18 protein-coding genes and 1 pseudogene are annotated in these 23799 nt (G+C 59.1%); 8 read left to right on the top strand and 11 right to left on the bottom strand.

All coding sequences use genetic code 11. The features are described 5' to 3' along the window. Nucleotides 1–15 precede the first annotated feature (15 nt). The 7 genes from PQR08_RS00420 to PQR08_RS00390 all read right to left on the bottom strand — a co-directional run bounded on the left by PQR08_RS00420 (nt 16) and on the right by PQR08_RS00390 (nt 4579). Nucleotides 16–1131, bottom strand: coding sequence for a hypothetical protein (locus tag PQR08_RS00420; protein ID WP_250486908.1), 1116 nt, complete (start codon nt 1129–1131; stop codon nt 16–18). A gap of 38 nt (nt 1132–1169) precedes the next feature. Beyond that, on the bottom strand, nt 1170–1694 hold the full coding sequence (locus PQR08_RS00415; RefSeq protein WP_250486970.1) for an HAD domain-containing protein: 525 nt from the start codon (nt 1692–1694) through the stop codon (nt 1170–1172). 432 nt (nt 1695–2126) lie between these two features. Next, nucleotides 2127–2621, bottom strand: coding sequence for a hypothetical protein (locus PQR08_RS00410; RefSeq protein ID WP_250486909.1), 495 nt, complete (start codon nt 2619–2621; stop codon nt 2127–2129). Continuing rightward, nucleotides 2599–3273 (bottom strand): BPSL0761 family protein, encoded by a 675-nt coding sequence (locus PQR08_RS00405; RefSeq protein WP_250486910.1) that lies wholly within the window; start codon nt 3271–3273, stop codon nt 2599–2601. Before PQR08_RS00405 ends, PQR08_RS00410 begins: the two co-directional genes overlap by 23 nt. Before the next feature lie 22 nt (nt 3274–3295). Further along, nucleotides 3296–3628: a hypothetical protein gene (locus PQR08_RS00400; protein WP_250486911.1), complete on the bottom strand. Its 333-nt coding sequence runs from the start codon at nt 3626–3628 to the stop codon at nt 3296–3298. 3 nt (nt 3629–3631) lie between these two features. Next, complete coding sequence (locus PQR08_RS00395; protein WP_284509181.1) at nt 3632–3886, bottom strand: BPSL0761 family protein; 255 nt, start codon at nt 3884–3886, stop codon at nt 3632–3634. A 171-nt stretch (nt 3887–4057) separates the two neighbouring features. Then, nucleotides 4058–4579 carry a DUF6471 domain-containing protein gene (locus tag PQR08_RS00390; protein ID WP_250486912.1) on the bottom strand — a complete coding sequence of 174 codons (522 nt, stop codon included), beginning with the start codon at nt 4577–4579 and terminating at the stop codon, nt 4058–4060. A 905-nt stretch (nt 4580–5484) separates the two neighbouring features. On the opposite strand from PQR08_RS00390, the gene PQR08_RS00385 reads away from it, so the two are divergent. Genes PQR08_RS00385 through PQR08_RS00370 form a run of 4 tightly spaced genes read left to right on the top strand, consistent with a single transcriptional unit; the run spans nt 5485 to nt 12142 of the window. Beyond that, the gene (locus tag PQR08_RS00385) at nt 5485–6309 is read left to right on the top strand and encodes a TnsA endonuclease N-terminal domain-containing protein (RefSeq protein ID WP_250486913.1); all 825 of its coding nucleotides are present in this window, start codon (nt 5485–5487) and stop codon (nt 6307–6309) included. A 16-nt stretch (nt 6310–6325) separates the two neighbouring features. Next, entirely contained in the window at nt 6326–8656 is a 2331-nt protein-coding gene (locus tag PQR08_RS00380; protein WP_238212897.1) for a TnsB C-terminal domain-containing protein, read from the top strand. Beyond that, the gene (locus PQR08_RS00375; RefSeq protein WP_250486914.1) at nt 8653–10266 is read left to right on the top strand and encodes an ATP-binding protein; all 1614 of its coding nucleotides are present in this window, start codon (nt 8653–8655) and stop codon (nt 10264–10266) included. Before PQR08_RS00380 ends, PQR08_RS00375 begins: the two co-directional genes overlap by 4 nt. Beyond that, complete coding sequence (locus PQR08_RS00370) at nt 10250–12142, top strand: TnsD family Tn7-like transposition protein (RefSeq protein WP_250486915.1); 1893 nt, start codon at nt 10250–10252, stop codon at nt 12140–12142. The genes PQR08_RS00375 and PQR08_RS00370 overlap by 17 nt, the downstream gene beginning before the upstream one ends. A 475-nt stretch (nt 12143–12617) precedes the next feature. On the opposite strand, the pseudogene PQR08_RS00365 reads toward PQR08_RS00370, so the two are convergent. From PQR08_RS00365 to fae, 4 genes and pseudogenes are all read right to left on the bottom strand, one after another. Further along, a pseudogene (locus PQR08_RS00365) lies at nt 12618–12920 on the bottom strand (MFS transporter); the annotation flags it as partial. Nucleotides 12921–13037: 117 nt separating this feature from the next. Continuing rightward, entirely contained in the window at nt 13038–14477 is a 1440-nt protein-coding gene (locus tag PQR08_RS00360) for an NAD-dependent succinate-semialdehyde dehydrogenase (RefSeq protein ID WP_250486916.1), read from the bottom strand. Beyond that, nucleotides 14474–15511, bottom strand: a complete 1038-nt coding sequence (locus PQR08_RS00355) for an aldo/keto reductase (RefSeq protein WP_250486917.1) — start codon at nt 15509–15511, stop codon at nt 14474–14476. Before PQR08_RS00355 ends, PQR08_RS00360 begins: the two co-directional genes overlap by 4 nt. A gap of 13 nt (nt 15512–15524) precedes the next feature. Beyond that, on the bottom strand, nt 15525–16037 hold the full coding sequence (gene fae / locus PQR08_RS00350; protein ID WP_238287008.1) for a formaldehyde-activating enzyme: 513 nt from the start codon (nt 16035–16037) through the stop codon (nt 15525–15527). Between the two features lie 678 nt (nt 16038–16715). Here fae and aspT (PQR08_RS00345) point away from each other — a divergent pair. From aspT (PQR08_RS00345) to PQR08_RS00330, 4 genes are all read left to right on the top strand, one after another. Beyond that, a complete protein-coding gene (gene aspT / locus PQR08_RS00345) occupies nt 16716–18404 on the top strand; it encodes an aspartate-alanine antiporter (RefSeq protein ID WP_408160963.1) in 1689 nt (562 codons plus the stop codon). A 138-nt stretch (nt 18405–18542) separates the two neighbouring features. Further along, nucleotides 18543–20228 (top strand): aspartate-alanine antiporter, encoded by a 1686-nt coding sequence (aspT, locus tag PQR08_RS00340; protein WP_035500016.1) that lies wholly within the window; start codon nt 18543–18545, stop codon nt 20226–20228. Between the two features lie 22 nt (nt 20229–20250). Continuing rightward, nucleotides 20251–21900 carry a bifunctional aspartate transaminase/aspartate 4-decarboxylase gene (locus PQR08_RS00335; RefSeq protein ID WP_187603128.1) on the top strand — a complete coding sequence of 550 codons (1650 nt, stop codon included), beginning with the start codon at nt 20251–20253 and terminating at the stop codon, nt 21898–21900. 254 nt (nt 21901–22154) lie between these two features. Then, the gene (locus tag PQR08_RS00330) at nt 22155–23798 is read left to right on the top strand and encodes a fatty acid--CoA ligase (RefSeq protein ID WP_250486919.1); all 1644 of its coding nucleotides are present in this window, start codon (nt 22155–22157) and stop codon (nt 23796–23798) included. Nucleotide 23799: the final 1 nt, after the last annotated feature.

Genomic DNA, 23799 nt, shown 5'->3' with positions numbered 1-23799 from the left:
GTATCCGAGCGCTTCTCATGTTGTTTGCCCCCGCGCCAGCTTCTTTAGCATGCTGAAGACCGCATCGCATAGGTCGGTCACGCTCGGGCGTTTTGTCGCCAGCTTGAGTTTGTGAACAATTGCTGGCTCGTCGCCGTCCGCTGTCGTCACCGACGCCCGCAGATTTCGACCGCTGAGCTCGCACACAAGTCGCGCCTCAAGGACATCGCCGCTTTCGCCGGCGGTTGCTCGTTCGACGCAAATGAGTAGCGTTAATGGTGCACGCGGAATCTCATGCGGAAATCGATAGCCCGGCGACTTAACCGCGTCAAGCGCACGCTTCCAAAGGAGACGTCGCGGGTCTATTTCAGTGGCGCACGTATAAAGCGGGTCAACCTGAGGTGTGCTGTCGGACTGCTCGGCGTCGTAGCACTTCACGACGGTCCGGCTGAACTCGCTCGCCCATCCCTTCGCAAACCTTCGCAGGCTTCGGTAGTCGCGGTCGTCTTCGAGCAGTTCGAGCGGGACGCGGCCGCCGAGCGCGCCGCATTGGCGTGTTAGCAAGTCGAGGCGGGATGTCGGGGGCGCTGGCACCAGGATTCTTGCGACCGCCCACAGACGTTTCAAATCAAGGGTTTTGTTGCAGAGGAACGCTGGAAAAGCGCTCGCACGGTCGACATTGAGAGCGAACACGCTGCCCTCTTCGAGCATATTGGCGAGACGCTTTCTGCTCACACCCAGCCGTGCTCGAAAGTCCTCCTCGGTCAGCAGCTGACTACTTGCCCGCATCTCATGGTGGTTTTGAGCTTCGGCTGCTCGGAGCTCTTCCATTGAGATGCGCCCCTTGGGAGCGGCGTCCGCTATTCCATGCTTCAGGCTCTCCTCATCTGCAACCAGTATTACGACCCGCTCGAGCGACGCTTGGTCAGCCGGTCCGTCGAAGCCCTCCGTCCACGCCTCGGCCCATGGGTGAAAAAGGTGGTCGACCTGACCATCAGCGCGGCGGTGTTGCTCATGTACCCAAGGGCGTCTTGGGATTGAAACCGCGCGGACGATTTCGCATTCGCTCACCACGCCGTATGCCGGAAGGAGGAGGACGGTTGCATCGTCGGGTGCGCGGCGCAAACGACGTAATACTTGGTCGATATTCATGGCATGAGGAGCGAGTCTCTTTGGATGCAAACAGTCCACTAAGGAAGCGTGCCGTGCATTTCCTGAAGTCGGATTCGAAACTTGGCTAGCGCTGCCGGCGCCGCAATACCGAACACGGGGTCAGTCAGTACGAGCCGGCGTTCGCACCAAAGAGGCCACCCGAGTTCGTCGTCATCGAGCGCCATCCAATTCTCAGGCCTTCGCCGAGCGACATCGGCACAAACTTGCTGACCACGTGACATCTGCCGAAACTCGAGTTCGCGCATGCGTGAGTGGTATGTTGCGCCCACTACTCTTTTGCACAACAAGGGGCCGAGCTTGGCGGCGAGACGGCGCAGACTGCCGTGGTATCGCACGACCCAACTGGTTGACAGTACGATGCGAACCTCGGGATAGGGTGCTAGCTCGTGCTCAATAACGGGAACGTTCTCGAACAAGGTGTGGCCGGGATAGTTGAAAAGAAACGGCCCGATTCCGGGGCGCCAGTAGACCTCCGACGGATGGGTACAACCATCGAAATCAAGAAAGACAACCTTTCCGCCGCGAGAGCGTGGTGGGGGCATATCGAAGTCCGGCGAACATTCGTACATCCGGGTCACCTGTCTGTTACACGACCAATATGGCAACAACGGCGTGGCAGCAACAGCGAGTCACTCCCAGTCCCTGCCTCCACGAATGTACAGGTCGCGGCGGCAGTTCCTCACTGCCGGCAAGCACTAAAGCTATTGCTCTGGCGACCAGGTCCCAGGTGCTGCCTGCGTGCCTCGCATAATCAATGACGCTGGCCGTTCTAACCGCGTTGACTCGGTCTTCCGTGAGCTCGATAGAGTAGTTGCCGTAAGCCGGGCCACGGCGAATGTTGATGATGCGTATCTGCCCGATGGTCTTTCGGTGCTCTTCGCTACCAAGCGGCAGGAGTTCGAGTGTGACCAAGAGCACGAAAACCTCCATCGTCATCTCGGTTGTGCTGAGTTGCGGTGATGCATGCGAGCCTGTCACAGTTGTGTCGTCGCGAAGACGCGCAGGACTCGCTCGAGCAAGCGGATGACGTCGTCATCATCCATCGGAACTCGAATTCGGCGGACGCTTTGTTCGGTATCGTCGATTGAATAAAGTGTTGCAAAGAGGAGTCCGTTATCGGCGGCAGCGTCGATTCGATAGAGAGGAAAGGCCAGTCTGCGTTGATATCGCCCAATCGTGGCCGTCATGTGCCCGTTTGGCATCGGCGTCGAGCAGTATTTCTCAGCGCATATTTCAAGCAACTTCGCTGCCTCTTCGAGGAGCGCAAGCCGAGGATGATTGCAGCAGTCGACTCTGCCCTCCACCTTGCAAATCGATAGCAGGCTTGGAAGCGCGTCTGTTACGCTGCCCTGAAACATGTCGACTATGACGAGCGGAGGCGAATCAAACTCGTCGTCGTCCGGATTTGAGTAGGGTTCGGCGCGCCGCGCGGGCTCGTCGGCGTACTCATCGAGCGAGGTTGTGACCACGGCTTCCTCCGTCATTTCGATGACCGGCCGCACACGCAAGCGCCCTCAGATACATCCGCTCAGCGATGTCCCAAAGGACGAATTGCTCGCACGGCAGCGCTTCGGGGGCACCCGGCGAATAACACCATCCAACGACCGCGAGCACCTTATCGATATCGTCAAGCGGCATCTTCGCGGCAGACATCGTCGCTTGAGCGACCTCTTTGTCGACATCGTCGAGCGCATCCACCGCGAGACCCATAGGCGCGGCCAGCGCTATGCAACAGAGACAGATGCAATCCAACGCATGGAGCGCGCTCAAGATTGGCGGCATGCCGCGCCATTGTGGCGACAATAGGAGCGAGTACGCCTGTAGTAAATGCGGCGAGACCGGCGGCGGTAGGTCGCTCACTGGGCTCAGAGCCGTCGCTTTACCGACGCGAGCCGAATCGATTTGTGGGCAGGGGGTGCCAGCGACGAGGACGCTCGGTAGCACAGGCGTCTCGCCAGCCGCAGGTTCGGCGATGCCATCGTCTCGCGGATAGTGGCGAAGCACATTCATCGCTACGGTGCGTACTAGGTCCCACATCAACGGTTGCTCGGACTCGTACAGCGCCTCGAGAAATCGGCGCGCATCAGCGAGCGCCTTTTCCCTCTGTTGAGGATGCGTCATCGCTAGTTGCCTCCGTGGTACTTCATGAGCTCGCAGTTGCGGGAGCATACTCCGCTGTGACGTTGGTCATTTGCGTCACACGATGCTTTTCGCACCAGCTGAGCAACAGGTAGGACATGTCCGAAGTCCAACCTGGGGGGCCAACGAGTTGATAGCAGCGGCCGGTTGACGTGACGCCGCGCATGGTGCTGCGGTCAAAATTTTTGATTGGTGAGCTGATGCGGGCATATCCCGCATCCTGTTTCATGCCAAGAAGATGCCGCTCGCCTCGCGCGGGCTCGGTCTCGAAGACAAACCACTGCTCAAGAAAAATTCGCGGCTCAATCGTTGCGGGGGTGGTAGGCCATGTGGGCATGATTTAAGGCGACTTCCGTTGGCTCAGCAACTCAGGGCAGCGTCCGGGAGAAATGCGCCTTCTCCAAGGGCGAAGCCCAAACGTCGGACACAACTTCGCGGCTAACGCGGCCGAATCATCGCAATTCGGGCAATAGCGCAGCAACCCTGCGGCGACCGCCTGATTAGGTCGAACATCAATGTTCCGACCGTCGACCAAAGTTTCGAGGAAGCTCCGAGTTTCCGTTAGGGCCCGGATGCGCTCTTCTGGGGTCGTCATGGCAGTCGTCTCCCGCTGAGGTCAAGGGGCAATCATCCGGCGAACCCCACGGAGGGTAGCCGGAAGAAATGCGATTTAAATCGCATTTTCTCTAAGATAGTGCCTGAGAGAAGATTGGCAAGTGAGGGCGTACGAGAGCAGGGTAAACCACTGCATGCACCGCGCGTCGAATCACTTTTTGGACTGTGCAACGGCGAGCAAGTCTTCGAAATCAATGAAGTCGTCGAGCGAACGGCTATTGAGCGCAGTGATGCACTGGAGAAATAGGGCCAGAGGCATCGTCCCTGATGCTACGTGAGCGCTTAGGGTAGGCAGGGTCACGGGGGCGCCGAAGCTCTGCAGTCGATGTACAAGCTCTTTCGTGGTCACAATGGGTGGGCCTACAGCATCCGAGCGCTGCGAGAGCTCGGCGCGGATAACGGCTTGCGCCGCTGATGGCCAGTCGTCGACTGCTGTGAATGCCTGAAGCCAAAGCCTCGGGAGGCGGTTGCCGCCCACCGACAGAATCTGAAGAAGCATGCTCAGCCGAAGAGTCCCGCGCGAGACCCGCGACACAATTGCCCGCTCGCTCTCCGCAATCCCGATGGTCGCAAGTGCTTCTACCAAAGCGGCGTAAGAGATGTCCTTGCGGGTAAGGGCGACGCGTGCAACACGAGACGCGAGGTCGGCCCAGGCTCTCTCCGCGTCAGTCACATACACCTCTTGCACTTCTAGCTAACATCGCGTACAGTGATTGTGCGAAATAAATCGCATATTTATTGACCCTGAGCCGCTATCCGACGTCGGCATAGCGCCTCGGGGCGCTCGTGCATGCCCAACTAAACGTATAAGTATAACTGCCGTATTGTTGCGTCACGACATCGTGACGGATAGAGGAGTGCGGGGCGCACGCCGTTAAGGTGCGGGTGCCTGGGACATTCTTCATCGAGGGGAATAGCCCGACGAGCCACTGGCAGCAGGGATGACCGAGCGACCTGCTACAGATGGCGGGCAACTGACCGCGGGCCCAATCACGTCGACCCACGCCGGCAATTAAAAGAGGGTGCTGAGGGATACACAGACGATGCCGACGATGACTGGGCAACTGTCCGATGAAGTCAATCGATAGACTGAAAGTGACGCGACGTCTCACCTCATGAATCGCCGAAGCGGCTTTCGGGTTCGGCACAAGCGCGTCCTCTGTCTACTTCTAAGAGACATAGCAAAGCGCCGTCTGAGAACGCGCAATATCGCAAATCGCGGTAATAAAGCTGTTAAATAAATCGGTCGTTTTAATAACTAGCTTGAGCACGTAACGCGCTCAAGTATTACTAACGAACCTTTGAAAAACGTCTACCCATTGAGTAAGGTTTACTCAATGAAATTCCACTTCTCCTATTTGCTTTTAGTCTAAAACATTGCTAGAGAAAAGCAAGGAAAATTTTAGAAAAACATATGCAGAAAATTTTAGGTGGGTGAACAACGAGACCGTTAGACACGCAAGGTGCGAAAAGTTTAGGCCGTCACGGGCAAGTCGGCGCAGACATACTCCGCCGACGCCACCACGTTCTTCCGTTGCGCGAGTGAATGATGGAAGGCGGCGACTTGGAGTAGGCGTCATGGCACATGGCCGTTACACGATGACCGAAGCGAAGCAACGTCGTTTCGAGCGTGAGAAGCGAGGTCAAGGCGATGGGCCGAACTACCGCCCGTACTTCACGGTATCCGATGTGCCATCGCGTGGACGAAGTCATCGCTTGGCCTGTGCGCTTACCGGGTGGCGTACGCATCATCTTCTTTCCGACAACGAATGCGCGGCATTTCTAGAGGCGTGGTGGGATATCAACACGCGAGACGTAAAAGAACAGTACCCATTGCCGTTGAAAGAGACGGTCTCCATCGCTGCGCGCCTCGGGGTCAAGCATCCGAGAGACTCCCGAAGTGGGGTCCTCTTAGTTCAAACAACGGACTTGGTTGTTATTAAAAAGCTGGATGGTAAGACCCTTGTTCATCCAGTGGCTGCCAAAGACGAAAAGGAACTGCTCAAAGACCGAGTACTTGAAAAACTAGAAATTGAAAGGGTGTACTGGGAAGAGCAGGGCATACATTGGGGACTGGCCACCAATGAGGGCTTAAACGCAAACACGAGCAAGAATTTAATGATGCTTCTCGAAACAGAGAATGACATCGGCTGTCGGGAGCTCACGGACAGAGAAGTCGACGCCGCGAACGCGCTCCTCGTTAGGATTGACCGCGGTGGTGCTGAGGCAATCTTAACAGCGTGTAAGGAGGTTGAGCGGCGTCGGGCTTTACGTGGAGGAGACGGTATTAGGGCGTTGCGCCAACTACTTCTCACGCAGCGTGTCGCGTGCGATTTGGAGGTCTGGCAGATACTAGATTTGCCGGTCGAATCTTTCCAGATTCTTGATTCTCGAGCTGAGTGACAGGACGGGCAACGTCATGGGCACAGCAACGGTCGACACTGCAGTCGCGGATTCTATTGAGGGCAATGACAATTACTTCCGCAATCCCACTTTCCTGGCGGAACGCATGCTCATTCGCAGTTGCCAAAGCGAGCAGACGTTCTGCGTAGTGGCGACTGGCGCTGGTAGCGCGTTCACATTTCTCTGCGATGTCAATGACCCTAAGTCTTGGCCGTTCCCTCAGTTGACCGACAGCTTATGTCAACGACTTGCTTCCGATTACAACGGACCAGATGGACTAGCGTTTGTGTCAGAGCATCCGTATCTCAATCGTCAAGCGCCCGACCGCTTGACACGGGTGCCTCCGAAGGTTCAGCCGGGGGAGTCGGACGGCCATACGGAGGAAGAAGACCTCGTAACCCAGCAGAACTGGAAAGACATCGAACCACTCGTATCGAATCCTCGGGAAATCTTAAACGACAAGACGCGGAACCAGGCGCTTGTGAGACGAGCGAAAGAGGTAGGCAGTTCGCGCCAACGCTTGACGCGACTCGTTAAGGCTTACTGGAAAAGAGGAATGACTTCATCGGCTGTAGCGAGGGACTACAGTGGAGTCGGTAATCCGGGGAAGACAAAAAACTGGAAACACTCTGGCAAGGAAGTAAAGCTTTCGCGTGAAGGACTGGAGATGTCGGATGCATTCCGCGGATTCCTCGGAATCGCCGCCGACTACTACGTCAAGCACCGCCCTAGGGTTACCGTTCAGCAAGCTCTAGATTACATTTTGGGGCTTTTCTTTCCCGACAAAATGGCGCGAGTTCCGCCAAGCAAGCGAACAACGAAAAAGAAAGCAACCTCGGAAGAAGTACTGACGATTCACCAGCTGAAGCACTACTTGAGAACTCAACGTCCTTACGCAATCAAAAGAAGGCGACGACTTGGAGACAAGCCTTTTTTACTGACTGCACGAGATATGCGTGGTGTGGCCGATAGACACGTCGGCGGCCCAGGTGCCTGCTATGCGATTGATGCGACCATCGCAGATATCTATCTTGTATCAGAATTCGACCGAACGCTTCTCGTTGGACGACCAACAGTCTATTTTGCCGTTGACGTGTATAGCCGGCTCATCGTTGGAATTTATGTTGGCTTCGAACCACCTTCTTGGGTCGCAGCAATGATGGTCCTGGTCAACGTTGCGACGCCGAAAGTTTCATTCTGCAAGCAGTACGGAATCGATATCGAGGAGTGGGAATGGCCGTGCCACTTCATGCCAGCAAGAATCTTGGCCGACCGCGGTGAGCTTCTCAACGTCAGGCAGGGCAAAGGGGTTACGGAAGGATTGGTCATCCAAATCGAGAACACCGGCGCCTCTAGGCCGGAGTTGAAGGCTGTCGTCGAAAGAAGATTCGGGATGGTTCCTCACATCTGGAAGAAGTGGGCTCCCGGGTACGTCGATAAAGACTATCTCGTTAGGGGTTCGCGAGACTACAGAAAAGATGCAGCGCTCACTTTGACTGAATTTACTCGTCTGCTCATCCTCGCGGTAATCGTTGCGAACAAGGCTCCGCTTGAGACATACAAGACTGCGCCTGGGATGGTCGCAGAGGGGAAGGCACCTTCGCCCGTGGAGCTTTGGGATTGGGGCGTACGCAACAGAGGCGGAACCCCACGGCAATTTACGGTTGAAGAAGTCAAGAGGAATGTTTTGCCGCGAATGATGGCGACTGTTACGCCGAAGGGAATCTATATGCCCAACGGCGGATTCTATGAAAACGAGCGAGCGCTAAAGGATGACTGGTTCATAAGGGCAAGAGTGAAGCAATGGAAAGTCTGGATTGCGTATGATGTTCGTGACTTAGAAACCATTTATCTATGTGATGGAAATAAGTTTGAGTTATGTAAATTAAGAGAAACCAACCCCATTGAACGCAATGTAGCTGGCAAGACGCTGGCTGAACTCTTGCAAATTGAGGAAACCGATTCAGAAAATAAGCGCGAAGAAGAAAAGGAACATACGAAGGTCCGCGTCAACGCAGACCTCCAAATGCAGCGCATCACGCAGGAAGGGAAGAAAAAGACCCGTGCGGCCTTAGAAGCCGCAGGGAGGGAATACCCTGAGCGTGACAACATTAGAGGAGCGCGCGGCGAGGAGGTGGCGGCAAATAGAGAGGGCGAGTCGTTTCCCCCAACTGTCACCAAGACGGAGAGCTACGCAATTGCTGAAAGCTCATCGCGTCCCGCGAACGCGCAGGATGTTCAGAACGGACCCGACGAATCAACCGAAGCAGGCAAAGCTTCACGCGACACTGACGAGTACGCGCTGAACCTAGTCAAAAGACTGTATAAACGTAGGAGCGGAAAATGATAGAAATTGCAGAGGATACCGAAAGAAAAGCCGAGGTGGTAATTCTCGACGCGATTATCCGTGAGCCGTTGATTCCGGAGCATTCCGGGAACGACCGCATAAATTGTCTACCCGCAAAGCTTTTCGACACAGAAGCTTTCGCACGCTCTTTTGCTTGCACACCGAACTTTTCGACAAAAGAGAGAAGTCTTAGCAAGGCTGCGAGAATACTCTCGGTGGGAAAGCTGTCTCTCTATACGCATCTAATGTCAAATCACGTGGAAGTACTGGAAGCGATACCACGAGTCATTGCACAAGGATATATGCGTCGCCCGCCTGTGAAAATGCGGCAGCAAGACGGACACAAGCACTATAAGACCAGTATGGCTGGGAAACTCGTTCCAATTGTACCGATGAAGCCAGGTCATGCAGAGTGGTTTGGAATCTATGGCACGTCAGGAACAGGCAAGACCGTTGCGGTTAACCGCGCACTTTCATTTGTTCCACAAGTTGTTCGCCATCGCTCAGGCATCGGAAGCCGGTTCCAAGTCGTGTGGCTCAAGGTAGATTGCCCACCAAATGGGAGCTTGAAGCAAATGTGTCGGTGGATAGTGGCCGAGTTCGACCACATACTAGGTACAAAGCACGAGGACGAAGTGGGCAAGCGAGCTACGACGGAGGAGTTGATGAACTCCGTGGCAGCGCTGTGCGTCCGTTATCACACCGGTCTCATCGTTGTCGACGAAATCCAAAACGTTATCAAGGCGGTCAACCGCGCTGGTGATTCAGCAATCGACTTCTTTCTAACTTTCTCGAACGTCGTTCAGGTTCCGGTTTTCACAATTGGCAATCCAAAGGCGTTGCAGCTTTTCTCGAAAATATTTCGAGTCTCGCGTCGTATATGTGACCAAGGTGTGTCGATTTTCAGGAGGCTGATTTTCGGGGATGAGTGGAAGTTGTTTATGGATGAAATGTTCGAATATCAGTGGGTAACTCACCCTGTGAAGGCGAAGGATTTTTATCAGGTGATGTACGACCTTAGCCAAGGCGTACCAGCAGTTGTGATTAGGTTGTTTCAACTTACACAGATTTCTGCTATTCGGACTGGCAAGGAGACAATCACAGAGAATCTCCTCCGAGAGGTTGTAAAAGAGAGATTTTCTCCGATTGCACCTATGCTCGCCGCACTACGCTCTAACAATACAAAGAAGATTCTCGAATTCGACGACTTGCTTGCGGAGACGCTGAATTCAGCAGCGAACGCGGTAGACACCGCAGGGAAGCGCGCAGTGATTGATGCCGCTGCAGCGACGAAGAGAATCAACGCGGTCGAGAATTCGGCTGTGTCCACTATAGTTTCCCTCGATGTCCCGCAACTTGCGGCTTCCAATGCCGTATCTCAGGTCCTCTTTGAGAACCCTGGGGCGTCCGTCGCAACCACGGTCAGATTGGCGCTTGAACTCATAGGAACAGAAAGTCAAGCTCAACGGACTTCGCCGCCGACGGTCGAACCGCTTTCGACAGTTGTGAGCGAACGTCACCGGAACGGGAGGGGCGTGAAGTCCGCTCTTCTGGACAAAGGTCTGACGGCGCTGAACGCACGCGGAGGTCGCCATGAACGTGCTGCTTGATTTGCCAAATGATGACGAGCTCCTCTACAGCGTGATTGCATACTACTTGGCCGATACGTGTTGTCCCAACCCCACCATTGCGATTCGAAATCTCTTCGGCCAGCATGTGCATGCGACAGCAGGCATTCCTGTTTCGCTGGATGGGGTTGCGCGCTCCACGCAAATATGCTGGGAGATGACTGGTCGAGAGATACTGACGCGTCTTACCGTCTTTCCCTATTACGCTGCCTTTCGCCCTCCAGTGGTCGTGGCGGAGGTCGCAAAGGATTGCCTCCAAGGAGGCACGTCAGGGTTCAACGCCAGGCTGGGGCTAGCTGCTTCATTGGTAAAAGAGCCAGACTATCTTCGCTACTGTCCGGAGTGTATTTTGACAGATAAGAGGCGTACAGGAAGAGCCTATTGGCGACGTTCTCATCAACTGGCCGGCGCGTTCACTTGTCCCCTTCATGGATGTCCCCTGTATGAGTCTAATGCTCTCTACCGTTCTCGCCGTGACTCTGAGTGGCACGATGCCGGTGACTTTGTCACTAGCGGGACGGAGATGAAGCTGTCGACGACTTCGTCGGTTCAAGAAATAGCAATAAGGGCGCTGTCGGGCGCCGCGGCAAATGTTCTCAACTCAAGTGAAAGTCTTTATCGTGCTGACGGTTCGCTTAACTTGCAAGCCAAAGCATGGGAGGCGGGATTTTGCCTGCCTTCAGGAAAGGTTGATGTGCAGTCGGTCTATGAAGCTGTTATCGAGCTGTTTGGCGAGGAAGTCATAAAGAGACTGGGGCTCGTTATAGAAGACGGGCAACATGAGTCGTGGATTCGCAAGATGTTCTATTCTGAACATACCGTGTTCCAACCCGCGCAATACTTGATGTTAGGTTTGGTTTTGCAAGGCGGCGGAGGCGGAACTCGCCCAAGCCCAAACTCCCGCGATGATGGGAAGGACGATGAGTTGATTCATCGAGGTGGCGCTTCGTTGCGTCCGGACTGCAAGTATCTTTGTCCAAATTTTTTAGCATCGCATGGCGCCGGTCATGCGATTGAGAAGGTCGCGTTTTCGGTAACGGACGGGGCGTTCGTTGCCTCATGTAGTTGCTCATGCGGGTTCAGGTTCAAAGCAACTGAGGCAGATGAAAAAGACTACCTGAAGGTCGAGAGAGTGATTCGCTATGGAAACTCCTTTTTTGCGGTCTACCTCAAACATCGAAGAACCGGGTTGACCGAGAGGCAAATTGCGAATCAGATGGGGCTATCACTTAACGCTGTCAAAGCAATCGGAAGAAGCGCAGAGCATCGCGAGCCCGCGATTCCTCCGCCGACAAAGGTTGATGTTCAACGAATGCGAAGGGAATGGGAGGGACTGCTCAAGAAGGTCTATCCGGCCGGTCACAGAGCAGCAAAATCCTTGAACAATAAGCTCTATCGGCAGCTTAATATACATGACCATGATTGGCTTCGAGCGTCAGGGCAACGGACTTCCCGTCGATTGCATGTGCAACCATGTGATGGGGCTGTGAAGGAGGGGCGGATTGACGGGGAGAAGCGCTCCAATGCATGGGCGAAATTGCTTCCCGCCGCAAAAGACGTCATCTTAAAGCGGGTTCCCCTAGCGCGCGCTAGCAAGACTGAACTTCTGCATATGGCCAAACTCCCCGTTACTGTCGACGGACGCGAAATTCGTCAAATGAAGACCTTCGAATCCAAGCTAAAGCAATACGAGGAGTCGGTCGAATCGTTCCAATGCCGCCGTCTCCGACACGCTGTTGCGGAGATGCGACACGCCGGTGACGTTGTTACGCGGGCCAAGCTATTAGCGAAGGCTGCGATTGCGACGAACAAAATTGCGCCAGACGTTGCAAAATTCGTTGCCCAGCTTGTCGGATGAACAACCCTCAAGTTCACGCTGTCACCGAGAAGTGGTTGCACGTCGAGCGCGTCTATCGTGTCCAGGAAGAACACGAGTTGCTGCTGCCGACATCTTGGTAGACGACGAGGCATAGCCGAGACGGAGTCTGTTTCGCACGCAGGAAGCGTTGCCGTAGGGTCTAGGCTGTGCGGTACTTCGTCGTTGGCTTGGCAGCCACATCCTCAAACACCACTTTCCGTGTCGATATACCAGCCGCGACCATCTAGCAGTCTGAATAGGGCGCTTTCCTGACTGCCGAGCAGCCTTGAAATTCCGGGAACGTTCCTAAGCCCTCGCTAGCCCAATAGCAGTGGGCTCGTACAAACTATTATCCCCGCGAGCGACGCCTAGGATGGCGGGTTTGGTACAAACTATTGTTCGTGGTGCCATTCCGGTGCTCTAAGAATCAAACACTTGCGAGCCTATTCGGTGCGAACTATTATACTCGTGGACAGATCTTCTGCCGTCCGAGCTTGTCGGAAAGCCAGCCGAACACGAGACTGCCGATGAAGATGCCGATCAATGCGGACGAGCCGAGCAGGCCCATCCAGAATGCATCGAGCGGAATCTGCTTGTTCAGCGACGTCAGCGCATAGCCGATCGTGCCGAGCGCATAGCCTTCCGTGAAGTGCGCACCGAAGGTCAGACCCGCGATCTTGACGTGAAAGCGGTTCAGCGGAACGTCGTCGAGCGCGACGCGATCGGGGGTGCCGGCGAAAGGCGCGGCGGCATGCACAGCGAGCGCGTCCGCGCTCATGCTTCGAGTATCCAAGAGTATCTCCTCCATTCGGAGTGCAGCGGTGCGGATCGCACCGCATGAAAACCGCGCACGCGATGGTTTTATCGTTCGTGCGTGCGCGGCGGGGGTGATGCCTCAGCGACCGAGGCCGGCCATCATCATGTACTTGAGCTCCATGTATTCATCGAGCCCGTACTTCGATCCTTCGCGGCCCAGTCCCGACTCTTTCACGCCGCCGAAGGGCGCGACTTCCGTCGAGATGATGCCTTCGTTGATGCCGACCATGCCGCTTTCCAGCGCTTCGCAGACGCGCCATGCGCGGCCCAGATCGCGCGTGTAGAAATACGCGGACAGGCCGTAGGGCGTGTCGTTCGCCGCGGCGATGACTTCCTCTTCCGTCTCGAAGCGGAAGCATGCGGCTACCGGACCGAAGGTCTCTTCACCGGCGATCAGCATCGATGGCTTTGCGTCCGCGAGCACCGTCGGTTCGTAGAAGGTGCCGCCGAGCGCGTGCGGCTTGCCGCCGGTGAGAATCTTCGCGCCGTGGCTCACGGCATCGGCGACATGCACCTGCACCTTCGCGAGCGCCGCTTCGTTGATGAGCGGACCCTGATCGAACTCGCCTGCCAGACCGTTGCCGACGCGCAAGGCATGCACGGCGCGCGCGAGCGCCTGCGTGAACGCGTCGTAGACGCCGTCCTGCACGTAGAAGCGGTTCACGCAGACGCACGTCTGTCCGGTGTTGCGGAACTTCGATGCGATCGCGCCCTGCACGGCGGCGTCGATATCGGCGTCGTCGAAAACGATGAAGGGCGCATTGCCGCCGAGTTCCAGCGACAGCTTCTTGAGCGTATCCGACGATTGCTTCGCCAGCAGCTTGCCGACGCGCGTCGAGCCGGTGAACGACAGCTTGCGCACATCGCGCGATTCCGTCAGCGTCTGACCGATAGCCACGGCGTCGCCGGACACGATATTGAACACGCCCGGCGGAATGCCGGCTTCCTCTGCGAGCACGCCGAGCGCGAACGCGGACAGCGGCGTCTCCTCCGACGGCTTCAGCACCATCGTGCAGCCCGCCGCGAGCGCCGGACCGGCCTTGCGGGTGATCATCGCCAGCGGAAAATTCCACGGCGTGATCGCCGCGACGACGCCGACCGGCTCGCGCGTCACGATGATCTTCGAATTCGGCTTCGGGCTCGGAATCACGTCGCCGTAGCTGCGCTTGGCTTCTTCCGCGAACCATTCGAAAAAGCTGGCCGCATACGCGACTTCACCGAGAGCTTCGGCAAGCGGCTTGCCCTGTTCGCGCGTCAGCAGTTCGGCGAGCGTGTCGCGATTGGCGAGCATCAGTTCGCCCCAGCGCTTCACGCGAGCGCCGCGTTCCTTCGCGGTCAGCGCGCGCCAGGCCGGGAAGGCGCGCCGGGCGGCGTCGATCGCCTGGCGGGTTTCCGCGCTGCCGCCGCGCGCGACGTTCGCGATGACTTCGCCCGTCGCCGGATTGCGCACGGCATAGGTGCTCGCGCTCTCGCGCCACTGGCCGTCGATATAGTGATTCGTCTGCAACAGGGTCTTCATGCTGCGCGCTCCAAGGTGTCGTCGAACACGCCTTGCGCGGCACGCGCCTCGCGCGCGATGCGCCGTCCCGCCGTGTAGTCGTTGATGAGATCGCACGGCGTGTAGTTGCGCTCCAGCTCGTGCAGTTCGTCGGCGTCGAGGCGCGTGTCGAGCGCGGCGAGCGCGCTGTCGAACTGCGCAGCCGAGTCCGCGCCGACCAGCATGCTCGCGATGCCCGGACGGCTCAGCACCCACGCCTGCGCGATCTGCGCCGCCGGTACGCCGCGCCGCGCCGCCACGCGCGCCACCGACGCCGAGACTTCGTGCGAGGCATGGTCGCCGTACATTTGCGCGGTGAAGAAGTCGGTCTGATTGCGGTTGGACTTCGCATCGCAGGTCAGAAGGCCGCGTGCGAGCGGGCTGAACACCGAGACGCCGACGCCCTGATCGATGCAGTACGGAATCATCTCGCGCTCTTCCTCGCGATACGCGAGATTGAGCTGCAACTGCATGTTGACCGGCTTGTGCCAGCCGTGGCGCTCGCATGCCTGCATGATCTTGGCGAACTGCCAGGTGTACATCGTCGATACGCCGATATAACGCGCCTTGCCCGCGCGCACGATGTCGTCGAGCGCGCACATGGTTTCCTCGACGGGCGTGTTCACGTCGAAGAAATGCAGCATGTAGACATCGACGTAATCCATGTCGAGACGTTTGAGCGACGCGTCGATGCCGTCCATGATGTGCTTGCGCGAATGGCCGCCCGCGTTCGCGTGGCTCGCCATGTCGTAGCCGACCTTCGTCGTGACGACGATTTCGTCGCGCTTCACGAGACGCTTCAAAATGCGGCCGACGACTTCCTCGCCGACGCCCGTCGAATAGAAATCGGCCAGATCGATGAAGTTCACGCCATGATCGAGCGCGTGCTTCACGATCGGCTCGCTTTGCGCTTCATCGAAAATCCAGGGCTTCCATTGCGGCGTGCCCATGTTCATCGTGCCGAGGCACAGACGCGAAACCTTGAGGCCGGACTGGCCGAGACGCACGTATTCCATTTGCGAGAACTCCTCAGCTTTTCTTCGGCGTGTAGAACGGGTTCGACACTTCGCGCGCGGCCTTGAACACCGCTTCCTTGCGCGGCAGACCTTCCATCGCGGCGATGATCGCGTTCTTGCACGCGCGATAGTTGTTCTCGTAGACGGCGTCGAGATCGTCGGTCTTCGGGTTGACCCAGTTCGCCGACACGACGACCCAGTCGTTCTCCGCTTCCGGCGGCAGCGTGCCGTTTTCCAGCGATTCCGCGACCGCCTTCGCGATGCCCGCCTGCGATGCGCCCCACGTCGCGTTGCCGTGGAAGTCGCCGTCGATCTGCGCCTTGTTGACATACAGCGTGAGCGGCTTGGTCGGCACGCCCGGCTGTGCGATCACGACGAACGGCGCGTGACCGGCCGAGGGTGTCGCGAGCGCGGTCGAGAATGCCTGACCGGCCGGGCCGTTGCGCGGTCCGACCAGCACGTTGATGTGGGCAAGGTTCACGCCCGGTCCTTCGAAGCCTTCGCCGATGAAGAGAGTCTTTTCCATTGCCACGTTCCTGTTTTTTCGTCAGAGAGAATCGGTTGCGCCACCGCCGCGGTGGATGAAGGGCATTCTGCGGCGGCGCTCGCGCGAGCAGGAACCGACGTTTTTTCAGGCCGGCGTTGAGGAAAGCTCAACTCGGGGTTGACCCGTAGGTTTTTCGGATTCGGTTGTGGCGATGTCCGCGTGGCGCCGTTATTTGCTGACCGGTCGGCGACGCGGGTTTCGTATTCGGTCAATACGAAACTTCATCGATGGTGTTTCGTCAATTCGAGGTAAAAACCGGTAATCCCGATTACGATATTGGCGCCATCAGCGCGAGAAACTCAGGGATCAGTTTCGTATTGCCAAAGCGCAATCGATCGAATGAATCGGTATAAAACTCGACTCATTTGGCGCGACAGCGCAAGCGCAGGTTCTGCCGGAGCCACGCCGGGAAGCTTTCAGATAGCGCCTTTGGACCTCTCCGCACGGCGAATGCTTTCTTGAAAGACATAGGGATCTATCAGAAAAGCATTTCTCATAAATTTAATCGACTACCCAAAGCGGCGATTTATATTATCGGTCTAAGCCACGACCCTTCGCCAGCGCGACTTGTCGGAAGTTTCTCTTTAAACGGCTGAATTATCCGTTCGAGATTCAGAGCAATCCATACGAAGCGGCGCAATTTCCGGGGATGCGTAGATGATTGCCGAATTGTTCAGATCTCAGCCGGAAATTGCGTTGTTCGCGAGTCTCGCATTCGGCTATCTGATCGGTTCTTTCAAGATCGGCCCGATCCAGCTAGGCGGCGTGTGCGGCACGCTGATCGTTTCGCTGCTGCTCGGCCAGACAGGCGCGCGTCTGTCGCCCGACCTCAAGAACATCGCGTTCGCGCTCTTCATCTTCGCGCTCGGCTTCACGGGCGGCCCGCAGTTCTTCGCCAATGTCGGGCGCGGCTGGCGTTACGGGGTGCTGTCGATCGTCGAAATCGTTTCGGTGCTCACGCTCGTGATGATCGCCGTCGCCGTGCTGCATCTCGATCCCGGCACGGCAGCGGGACTGCTGGCGGGCGCGGCGACCGAATCGGCGGTGATCGGCACGGCGTCGGAAGCCGTCGCGAAGCTCGGCTTGCCCGACGCGGACACGGTGCGCCTGCAGGCGAATATCGTCACCGCGTACAGCGTCAGCTATCTGTTCGGACTTATCACCATCGTGCTCTTCACGAGTCAGTTCGCGGCGCTGCTATTGCGCGTGAATCTGCGCGAAGAAGCCGAGCGCGTGTGGCGCAAGCTCGGCGGCGGCGATTCGCTGGGCGAAGGCGAGCGGCTCGCCGCGCCCGCGCTGGTGGGACGCGCGTTTCGCGTCGGCCGGGCGGCGGGCCTGAGCGTCGGCGCATTCGAAGCGCAATACGGCCACAACCTGACCATCGAGGAGATCGAACGCGGCGGCGCGACGCTAGCCCTCGCGCCCGGCCTGGTGCTCGCCGCGGACGATCTCGTGCTGGTCGGCGGACGGCGCGAGGCGCTGATCGAGGCCGCGCCCGCGCTCGGCGAGGAGGTCGCGTCGGGCCATCATTTTTCGACGGCGCTCGCCGACATGGTCGATGTCGTGCTCACGCGCAAGGACGCGCACGGCGCGACGATCCGTCAACTGCGCGAGCGCGCGGACCCCGAGCAGGGACGCGGCATCTACATCGCGGCCGTTACGCGGCTGGAGAACCGCATACCCGCGCTTCCGGGCACCGAACTCAATCGCGGCGACGTGCTGACGCTGGTCGGCGCGAAGGCCGACGTGCTGCGCGGCGCGAAGCGGCTCGGCTACCTGCTGCCGGCGACCCTGAAAACCGACTTCGTGTATCTCGGCCTGGGCGTGCTCGTCGGCATGGCGATCGGCCGGCTGTCGGGCACCTTTGGAGGCGTCACGCTCGCGCTCGGCACGGGCGGCGGGTGTCTGCTGTCGGGGCTGCTGTTCGGGTGGCTGCGCTCGTTCCATCCGATCGTCGGTTCGCTGCCGCCGGCGGCCGCGCAAATCCTCAAGGACTTCGGGCTCGCGACGTTCATCGCGGCCGTGGGGCTATCGGCGGGGCCGGACGCGATCAAGCTCGTGCATCAGTACGGTCTCGCGTTGCCCGTCGCCGGGATTCTTCTGGTGCTGGTGCCGGGGCTGTTGTCGCTGTGGATCGGCCGGGCGTTTCTCAAGCTCGATCCGCCGATGCTGCTCGGCGCGATCGCCGGCCAGCAGTGCAGCACGCCTGCGATCAGCGCGCTCGTCGGCGTGACGGGCAATTCGACGCCGGTCATCGGCTACACGATCACCTACGCGCTTTCGAACATTCTGCTGCCGCTGATGGGGCCCGTGGTGGTCGGCCTCGCCGCGCAGTTCAAGGGCTGAAGGGCGTCATGCGCAATGGACGCAACCGCGTCGATCGCGTTGCAGGCGCCGATTTGCGATCGGGCAAGGGAAGGTAGTGCCATGTCGTCCGCCGCGTTTCGTGGCGGACCCCAAGCGCGTTTTCAATGAGAGGGCACGATGGACTGGATACACAACATCTTTCACAAGTCACCCGAGATAGCGTTGTTCCTGTCGCTGGCCGTGGGGTATTTCATCGGCCAGATCAACTTCGGCAAGTTCCAGCTCGGCGGCGTCGGCGGCTCGCTGCTGGCGGCCGTCGTGATCAGCCAGGCGGGCGTGTCGATCGACAACGGCGTGAAAGCCGTGATGTTTGCCGTGTTCATCTACGCGGTCGGCTACGACTCGGGGCCGGGCTTCTTCAACTCGCTGAACCGCAAGACGCTGCGTGAAATCGCGATGGCGGTGTTTCTCGCGGTGTCGGCGCTCGTCACCGTCATCATTTGCGCGAAGATCTTCCATCTGAACAAGGGCCTTGCCGCCGGGCTCGCGGGCGGCGCGCTCACGCAATCGGCGATCATCGGCACGGCGGGCGATGCGATCGCGCGGCTCGGCCTGCCAGCGGAAGAAGTGAAGTCGCTGCAGTCGGACGTGGCCATTGCGTATGCGGTGACGTACGTGTTCGGCTCGCTCGGCGCGATCATCGTGTGCGTGAACATCCTGCCGAAATTCATGGGACGCGATCTGCGCTCGGCCGCGCTCGACGCCGAAGCGAAGCTCGCGGGCGGCACGCCGTCGCGCGCGCCGGGGCAACTGGCGGCGCTGCCCGAACTGGTCGGGCGGGCGTTCAGGGTCGGGGCGGCGGCGGGGCGCAAGGTCTCCGAGATTGAAATGGCGGCGCAGGACTTCGTGTCGGTCGAGAAGATACGGCGCGCGGGCAAGGAGGTCGAGCCGGGGCCCGATGTCGTGCTCGCCGCCGATGACGTCGTGCTCGTGGTCGGGCGGCGCGAAGGCATGGTGCCCATCGCGCCGAAGATCGGCACCGAAGTGTCGGACGTGACGGATGTCAGCGCGGTCATGCAGACGCGCCAGGCCGTATTCACGGCGAAGGGCCTGAACCATACGACGATCCAGAAGGTGCGCGAGACCGTCGACCGCGACTTGCGTCACGGCGTCTTCCTCGAAAGCATCACGCGCGTCGGGCAACCGGTGCCGATCCTGCCCGAAACCAAGCTCGAACACGGCGACGTGCTCACCTACTTCGGCTCCGCGAAAGATACGAAGCGCGCGGTGGCGGCGACAGGCTACGAGCTGCCTTACTCGATCAAGACCGACTTCATCTATATGGGCGTCGGCATGGTCGTGGGTTTGTTGATCGGGCTGGTCGTCGTCAATATCGGCGGCGTGCCGCTCACGCTCGGGTCGGGGGGCGGCTGCCTGCTCGCGGGCCTCGTGTTCGGCTGGATGCGCGGCAAGCATCCGATGTACGGCGTGATGCCGCCCGCCGCATCGCGCCTGTTGCAGGACTTCGGGCTGGCGGCGTTCGTCTCGGTGGTCGGTCTGAACTCGGGACTGCAGGCGGTGACGACGATCAAGGAACTCGGCGTCACGATCTTCCTGCTCGGCGTGGTCGTGACGATGCTGCCGCTGCTGCTCACGATGCTGTTCGGCCGCTACGTGCTGAAGTACGACAACGCGGCGATCCTGGCGGGCGCGCTGTCCGGCTCGCGCAGCGCGAACCCCGCGTTCGGCGGCGTGCTGGACAAGGCCGAAAGCGCCGTGCCGACCGTGCCGTTCGCGATCACCTATGCGATCGCGAACGTGCTGCTCACATTACTGGGGCCGCTCGTCGTCGGCCTGGTTTGAATCTTTCACTGGAGAACGCATCATGGCAAAGGCCAACAAGAGCAAGGATCAGGCAGCGCTGCAGGCATTGAGTCCGTTCGAACTGAAAGACGAGCTGATCAAGGCGGCGGGCGGCGGAGCAGTCGAACGTCCGGCCAACATCTCGATGCTCAACGCCGGGCGCGGCAACCCGAACTTTCTCGCGACGATCCCGCGCCACGGCTTCTGGCAGCTCGGGCTCTTTGCGATGCGCGAATCGGAGCGCTCGTTCGCGTACATGCCCGAGGGCGTGGGCGGCTTTCCGAAGCGCGAAGGGCTGTCCGAGCGCTTCGAATTGTTCCTGCGCGAAAACAAGGGCGTGCCGGGCATCGCCTTTCTCGCGGGCGCCGTGTCGTATGTGCGCGATCAGCTCGGCCTGTCGGGCAACGATTTCCTCTATGAGATGTGCGAAGGCATTCTCGCGTCGAACTATCCGGTGCCGGACCGGATGCTGAAGCTCTCGGAGACCATCGTCGGGCAATACCTGCGGCGCGAGATGATCGGCAAGTATCCGTTCGTCGGCGAATTCGACATCTTCGCTGTCGAAGGCGGCACGGCCGCGATGACGTACATCTTCAACACGATGAAGCAGAACCACCTGATCAAGGCGGGCGACACGATCGCGCTCGGCCGTCCGATTTTCACGCCGTACATCGAGATTCCGACGCTCGGCGAGTACGACCTGAATGTCGTGAATCTGGATGCCGACGTCGAGAACAACTGGCAATACTCGAAGGCCGAACTCGACAAGCTGCGCGATCCGAAGGTGAAGGCGTTTTTCCTCGTGAACCCGAGCAATCCGCCTTCCGTGAGGATCAGCGACGAGAGCCTCGAATACATCGCGCAGATCGTCAAGGAACGCCCTGATCTGATCCTGCTGACGGACGACGTGTACGGCACCTTCGCCGACGACTTCGTGTCGCTGTTCGCGCTCGCGCCGAAGAACACGATTCTCGTGTACTCGTACTCGAAGTATTTCGGCGCGACGGGCTGGCGTCTGGGCACGATCGCGACGCACAAGGACAACGTCCTCGACAAGCTGATTTCCGAGTTGCCGAAGGACACGAAGAAGCTCCTGCATCATCGCTACGAGTCGATCACGACCGAGCCCGACAAGCTGAAGTTCATCGACCGGCTGGTTGCGGACAGCCGCACCGTCGCGCTGAATCACACGGCGGGCCTGTCGACGCCGCAACAGGTGCAGATGGTGCTCTTCTCGCTGTTCTCGCTGATGGATACGCCGGATGCCTACAAGGACGCGCTCAAGCGCCTGATCCGCAGCCGCAAGCGCGCGCTCTATGAAGAGATCGGCATTGCGTTCGACGAGAAGGACGCGAACCAGGTCGATTACTACTCGATCATCGACATGGAATATTTCGGGGAGCGCGCGTACGGGCGCGAGTTCGTCGACTGGCTGCTCAAGCACACGGAGGCGTCGGAGCTGCTGTTCCGTCTCGCCACCGATGCGCGTGTCGTGCTGCTGCCGGGCATGGGCTTCGGCACGAAGCATCCGTCGGGGCGCGTGTCGCTCGCGAATCTCAACGAGTCCGACTATCGGAAGATCGGACGCGCGATCCGCAAGCTCACCGACGAGTATGTCGAGCGCTACAACAAGGAGACCGGCAAGAACATTGAGAGAAAAGAGGTCAAGTGAAGGCATCGCGGCCGCGATGCCGCGTTCGATGACCCAAAGGACCGCTCGCCGCTCGCGTCTCGCGAAGCGAGCGGGGTTTCCCTTACGTACAAACCCCTGAAGTCTCAGGACTGAGCGGGCTCTATCACGGCACGCTCCCCCGTTCAGGGGATGGTTCCGAATCCTGTTCCCTTCGATCATTCACTTACCGGAAACGACACCGCCGCCAGCCGGCGATGTCCGCCCCTCTAACAGAATGAGACAAGGAGACACAGATGCGGGACGACCTCCAGGCCGCCGCGCCCTCGGCCTACGCCTATCCGTTGCTGATCAAGCAACTGCTGCACACGCCATTCCTTCAGGCGCCCGACCAGGAGATCGTCTACCGGGGCCGGACGCGCATGACCTACACGGGCCTGCGCGAGCGCATCGCGCGGCTCGCCGGTGGCCTGAGCCAGCTCGGCGTACAGCACGGCAGCACCGTCGCCGTGATGGACTGGGACAGCCACCGCTATCTGGAATGCTACTTCGCGGTGCCGATGATGGGCGCCGTCCTGCAGACCGTCAACGTGCGTCTCTCGAATGCGGAGATCGCGTACACGATCAATCACGCGGGCGCGGAAGTTCTGCTTGTCCATACCGATTTCCTCCCGGTGCTGGCGGCGATCAGGGATCAGCTCGAAACCGTGCGCACCTTCATCCTGATCGACGAACAGGACGGCGAGACCTGCGAGCACGCCATGTCGTTCGCGACCGAATACGAGGCGATGCTCGCCGCCGCTGCCGATCACTACGATTTCCCGGACTTCGACGAAAACACGCGCGCCACGACCTTCTACACGACCGGCACGACGGGTCTGCCGAAGGGCGTCTACTTCTCGCATCGTCAGATCGTGCTGCACACCATCACCGTGATGGCCGCGCTGGCGAGCCCCGAAACGGGTCAGCGCTTTCATCGCGGCGACGTGTATATGCCGCTCACGCCGATGTTCCATGTGCATGCGTGGGGCATGCCGTACATCGCCACCATGCTCGGCGTGAAGCAGGTCTATCCGGGACGCTACGTGCCGGACCGGCTGGTGCGGCTGCTGCACGATGAAGGCGTGACGTTCTCGCATTGCGTCGGCACGATCCTGCATATGCTGCTCACCTGCGGCGAAGCGAAATCGGCCGACCTCAGCAGATGGAAGGTGGTCATCGGCGGCGGCGCGCTGACGCACGGGCTGGCGCGCGCCGCGCTCGATCGCGGCATCGATGTCTTCACGGGCTACGGCATGTCGGAGACGTGCCCGGTGCTGAGCCTCGCGCAACTGAAACCCGGCGACGAATCTCTCGATCTCGACGAGCAAGTGCGCCTGCGCTGCCGAACCGGTTCGCCGATTCCGCTCGTCGATCTGCGCATCGTCAACGCGAACATGGAAGACGTCGCGCACGACGGCAAGGCCAACGGCGAAATCGTCGTCCGCGCGCCGTGGCTCACGCAAGGCTATCTGAACAACCCCGAGGCATCCGGACAGCTCTGGGACGGCGGCTATCTGCATACGCAGGACATCGCGAGCATCGGCGCGAACGGCAGCCTTCTGATCACGGATCGCATGAAGGATGTGATCAAGTCGGGTGGCGAATGGATCTCGTCGCTCGAAGTCGAGAGCCTGATCTCGATGCATCCCGGCGTCGCCGAAGTCGCCGTGATCGGCGTCAGCGACGAGAAGTGGGGCGAGCGGCCGGTCGCGCTCGTCGTGGTCCGCGCGGACGCGGTCATCACCGAGGATGAGATCAAGCGTCACGTGCTGACGTTCAGCGCATCGGGACGCATCTCGAAGTACGCGGTGCCGCAAGTCGTCAGGTTCGTCGAAGGACTGGAGAAGACGAGCGTCGGCAAGGTGAACAAGAAGTGGCTGCGCGCCCAGTTCGTCTGAT

The sequence above is a fragment of the Caballeronia jiangsuensis genome (assembly GCF_046030135.1).
GTDB lineage: Bacteria > Pseudomonadota > Gammaproteobacteria > Burkholderiales > Burkholderiaceae > Caballeronia > Caballeronia jiangsuensis.
This window is presented reverse-complemented; position numbering and strand designations above follow the sequence as displayed.